We start from the raw sequence: 4,537 nt of genomic DNA on the forward strand, positions 1-4,537 counted from the left end.
GTCACTTCCATTTGCTGCGGCAGCGTGCCGCTGGCGGGGCCGGGTCCAAAAGCTTTTCCTTCGGCCACCCATGGTGCGTACGAATCACGTTCAAAATCATCCAGCAGAATATCCGGACGACGCGGCGGCTCTCCAGCTTTATCCGCGGCCGCCATCCCGGCAGCCGAACAGATCGCCAATAACAACCCGAGGATCGCCACTGGTTTCACAGCACATTTCCTCCTTTAGGAGCATGGCCTGGTGGGATCGGTTGCCACCGGTGCGGATTCCATCCCCAAAAGCCGGCGCTCAATCTCCTCCAGAGGGATTCCTTTCGTCTCGGGCATGATAAAGATCACCCACAGAAGTTGCAGCACCATCATCGACGCATAAAACGCGAACGCATGACCCCCGGATGCCGCGGCAATGACCGGAAAGGTCCACGAGATCAAGGCGCACATGAACCAGTGGGTGAAACTTCCCAGCGCCTGTCCCTTCGCACGGACGGTGTTGGGAAAGATCTCGCTGATAAACACCCAAATGACTGCCCCCTGGCCAAAAGCATGCGACGCGATAAAAACCACTAGACTGACCAGTACTATGAGGTTTCCTAAACGATCGAAGCTTGTGCCGTAAATGTAGAAGGCTGCCGCCGTGGTCGCCAAACTGAGAATGTAGCCGATCGAGCCCACCAGCATGAGAAATTTTCTGCCGAAATAATCAATGACACTCATGGCCAGCAGCGTGAAGATGAGATTCGTCCCACCGACCACTACGGCCTGAAGAAAAGCCGCGTCCTTCTCAGCCCCTGCCATCTCGAAAATCCGCGGGGCGTAGTAGAGCACGGCGTTAATCCCAGAGAGCTGATTGAAAGCGGCAATGGCAATTGCCAGAAGCACCGGCCGAAGATACCGACGACAAAACAGCGGTTCGTTAAGAGCAGCGTCGCGCAGTGAAGCCTGCACCTCCCGCACAAGCTCCTCAGCCTCAGCGGGGGAAGCACCGAGCTTTTCAAACACAGTCCGGGCTTCTGTGTGGCGTCCGCGAGCCACCGACCACCGCGGACTCTGGGGAGTGAAGTAAAGAAGGAGCCAGAACAATCCGGCGGGAAATGCCTCCACACCCAGCATCCACCGCCATTCCACGTCGCCCAGGTTAAGCAGCGCAATGCAGTAATTGGAGAAAAACGCCAGTAGGATGCCGAAAACGATATTGAACTGCACGACGGCCACCAACCTCCCTCGCCACTTGGGCGGTGAGATCTCGGCGATGTACATCGGCGCCACAACGGAGGAGCCGCCCACTCCCAGCCCACCGATGAACCGGAAAAAGACCAGCGAATACCAGTCCCACGCCAGGGCACTTCCCACCGCCGAAACGAAATAAAGGACGGCAATGAGGATGAGCGTTTCTCGTCGCCCCCAGCGATCGGCCGGATACCCTGCCCCCAGCGATCCGATGACCGTCCCGATGAGCGCGCTCGCTACCGTAAATCCATGCCAGAAACCGGACAAGTGGAAAAGATTCTGGAGCGCTTTCTCCGTCCCCGAAATGACGGCCGTATCGAAGCCGAAAAGGAGACCACCCAACGATGCCACGACCACACACAGGACGAGATAACCATTGATCTTCATCTTGGCGCTCCCAGAGTCGCGATTCCTCAAAGATGCGTGACCACCTCCAGGCGAACACAATCCCCGTCCGCTTCAGGAATCGTTTCGAGGGAACAGAAACACACAGGCTACGACACCAGAAATTGACAGGCTTCCTGCTGTTCCCCGGATTCTGGCCCGGCGGTGCCAACCCCCTGATTGTCGGACAATATGGACACAAAATCTACCCATGGATAACGCCTGAAGCACCGCCACGCAATGAGGTGCCCGCGAGACTTATGTCCGGTTTTCTCTGATATGAGAATCGCCGTCCTAGAACTGAACGACGATCGGCACCGCGCCCCCGTCGGCAAAGGAGGTACCTAGCGGCTGGTGTGATTTAACCCTTTTGCTGAGGAGGGCTGATCACCAGATCATGGATCGCCTCCAGATCGCCGATCACCACAGGGTAGTCGGGAATCGGGAGCGACGCGATCGTCCAGGCCTTAAAATCACCCATACGACGATCGATTCGAAAAACGTGGCCGCTCAAAAGATCAATCAACACCGGGAAATCTATTTGTGGCGCGCCATTGACCTGCAATTTTCCCCGACGAATTGGCCCCGGTTTGTGCGGTGGGTCCACAGACCACAGCACCCAGAGCGGCCGATTCTTCCGTAGGAAACCGGCCATCACGTAGCGCTCAACCCGCGAGGCTATGCCGTTGGCCGGGGAATCCACTTTCGGCGGCGCCGAAACATTGCTTACCGTCAGCATCGCATCGAGAGAAGTTTCCCGTCGCGTCTCCCCATCGAACAGGGCGCAAACGCGTTGATAGGCATAGTAAGCGGGTTTGGGGGAGTAGTTTTCTCCCCGTAAAAGGCCTTTGAAGTTCGTTTTTCCGCTCGGCCCTGTCCCCCAGTTGTAATTGACCAGATCGACCATGTGGAAGTAGGAGGTCAGCTCCACTTCAAGGACCCTGTCGTAGAGCATTCTTCGCAAGAGCCATTTTGCCTGGCGTGTTTCGGTCCAATCGTACTCGGACAGAGCGCCGGCACTTGCCGGTTGCGAAGGACAGCCGTTTTCCCCCTGCCATAATGGCACGGGTTTTCCAGTTGGACTGCTTTGCCGAAGAAGCGTCCGCCAGGTTTCCAGTGTTTCTCGATAACCCTCCTCCGGCACGGGGCGGTAAGGATGATAGGAGACTTTGTCCACATGATCCAGAATTCCGTGGGCCAGAAGCTGGCGGAGATAATCGATGGGCATGCCGGCCAAAGCCCCACCAATAATCACGACCTCCGGGATTATTTGGCGGAGCACAGCACTCGTGGCTGCCACAAATCGACAGTACAGCTCCGGCGACGGCTCACCGGGCTTCCAGAAGTTCTTGATGTTTGGCTCGTTCCAGATTTCCCAGTGCTTCACCCGATCGCGAAAATGTGCGGCCAGTGCGCCCACAAACCGCAGCCAGGCCCTCTGTGCTTCAGGATTGTAAACGGGAATCCAACCTACTGCCGAAACATCGGGAGCCTCCGGGATATACAGCCGATTCCCGTAGCCGAGATTGAACCACGGCGTGACACCCTCGGCACGGACCGCGTCCACAACCGACTCCAGCCAGCCGAAATCATATACACCGGGCGAGGTTTCACATCGCGCCCAACCGGTTTGCAGCCGCGCCCATTTGACCCCCAATTCCCCCAGTGGGCGATAGACCCGCTGTGGGTCATACATGGACCTATCGAGCGTTTCCAACCCCACGGAGAACGGTGACCTTGCGATCTCCCGTGAGGGTCGCCCCGTAATACGCCCTATTGCCGGACCCACGTTCCGTTCCCACCACCGCGTGGCCTCGGCGGAGCCGTCGAGAAAATCGGCAGGCACTCCTTCCTCTCCGCATTCGCGAGATGGTTCGCGCACCTCACCGTCTGAACAAATGCTGCCAACAGCGGAAGCCCTTAAACCCAAAACGCTCGCCCCAAGTGTTTGCGTCAGAAATCTCCGCCGATTCACGCGATGATTAGCCATGAACTTTTCCTTTCCACGAACGGGCATCTTCCATTAGGGACGGCAATTCCTTCCGTGGGAAAGAACTTGCCAGCCGATGCAGCTAACACCCGCGGTGCCCCCAATCTTTCCCCCCAACAAGTGTAACGATCACACTGAATTTACCGGAGAATCCTCCCAGTTGGTTTTCCCCACTTTCTGGCGTAATCGACCCCTTTGCCCTGAAATTCAACGTAGGGTTTATCCGTAGCGCAAAGCCTGCGGCAAAATTTTCGGGCTTTTTCTAGGGCGCCAGACGCGGGAAACGATGTTTTTTGGCAACTTGGGTGAGTTTTGCTGACATGTCTGGTGTGCAACTATTTCAGAAATGGCGCAGGGGATACCGCTGGGGTATTGTCCTGTGCCTCGTAATAGGGATAACCGTCACCGTGCCAACATACTGGTTGGCCCTTCAGCATCGCCAATATGAGCGGCGCGAAAAAACCCAACTCGCCGCGCAGCCCGTGGTTGTCAACCTGGCTTCTCGCCTGGAGGCCCTCGAAGAAAAACTGGCGGCTCTGCGGGTTCTCTGGTCAGCAAGCCAAAAGGTTGAACCCTCCGAGTGGGAGGTTGCGCTCCGCAATCTCAAACTCTACAAATTCCCTGAAGTGAAAGCCGTGGGCGTCGTCCGGCTATTCAAAAAGCGCGAGGCGCTACGCTCCAACGTTGATGACGCCCAAACTTGCCGTGAACGAAAGTTCATTCATCTCTCCTTCTTCGATGTTCCATCGGATCACCACCAGAGCTTTGCCTCTCGCCTAGAGCGCGTGTGTAATGGCCTGTGCAGCCGCAGCGGAGCTGGCCGCTGTCTGATTCCGATGGAGAGGCACCTGGTAGCGGCAATACATGCGGAAACACCATTGGTATCGCCGGACCATGACAGTGAGGACTGGATCATTCTCGCGTTTGACCCGCAGGC

General features: G+C 56.9%; 4 protein-coding genes. 1 reads left to right on the forward strand and 3 read right to left on the reverse strand.

Annotation, left to right across the window (positions count from 1 at the left end; translation table 11 throughout):
- The 3 genes from ABJK56_RS10945 to ABJK56_RS10955 all read right to left on the reverse strand — a co-directional run.
- The coding region (locus ABJK56_RS10945) for a hypothetical protein (protein ID WP_347244707.1) at positions 1-209 on the reverse strand (209 nt) is incomplete at its 3' end.
- Between the two features lie 15 nt (positions 210-224).
- Positions 225-1,613 carry a sugar porter family MFS transporter gene (locus ABJK56_RS10950; protein WP_347244708.1) on the reverse strand — a complete coding sequence of 463 codons (1,389 nt, stop codon included), beginning with the start codon at positions 1,611-1,613 and terminating at the stop codon, positions 225-227.
- A gap of 358 nt (positions 1,614-1,971) precedes the next feature.
- On the reverse strand, positions 1,972-3,600 hold the full coding sequence (locus tag ABJK56_RS10955; RefSeq protein ID WP_347244709.1) for a hypothetical protein: 1,629 nt from the start codon (positions 3,598-3,600) through the stop codon (positions 1,972-1,974).
- A gap of 320 nt (positions 3,601-3,920) precedes the next feature.
- Between ABJK56_RS10955 and ABJK56_RS10960 the strand changes: the two genes are divergently transcribed.
- Positions 3,921-4,537, forward strand: a 617-nt coding sequence (locus tag ABJK56_RS10960; protein ID WP_347244710.1) for a hypothetical protein, incomplete at its 3' end; no start/stop codon positions are given.

The sequence above is a fragment of the Thermogutta sp. genome (assembly GCF_039793925.1).
In the GTDB taxonomy this organism is placed as follows: domain Bacteria; phylum Planctomycetota; class Planctomycetia; order Pirellulales; family Thermoguttaceae; genus Thermogutta.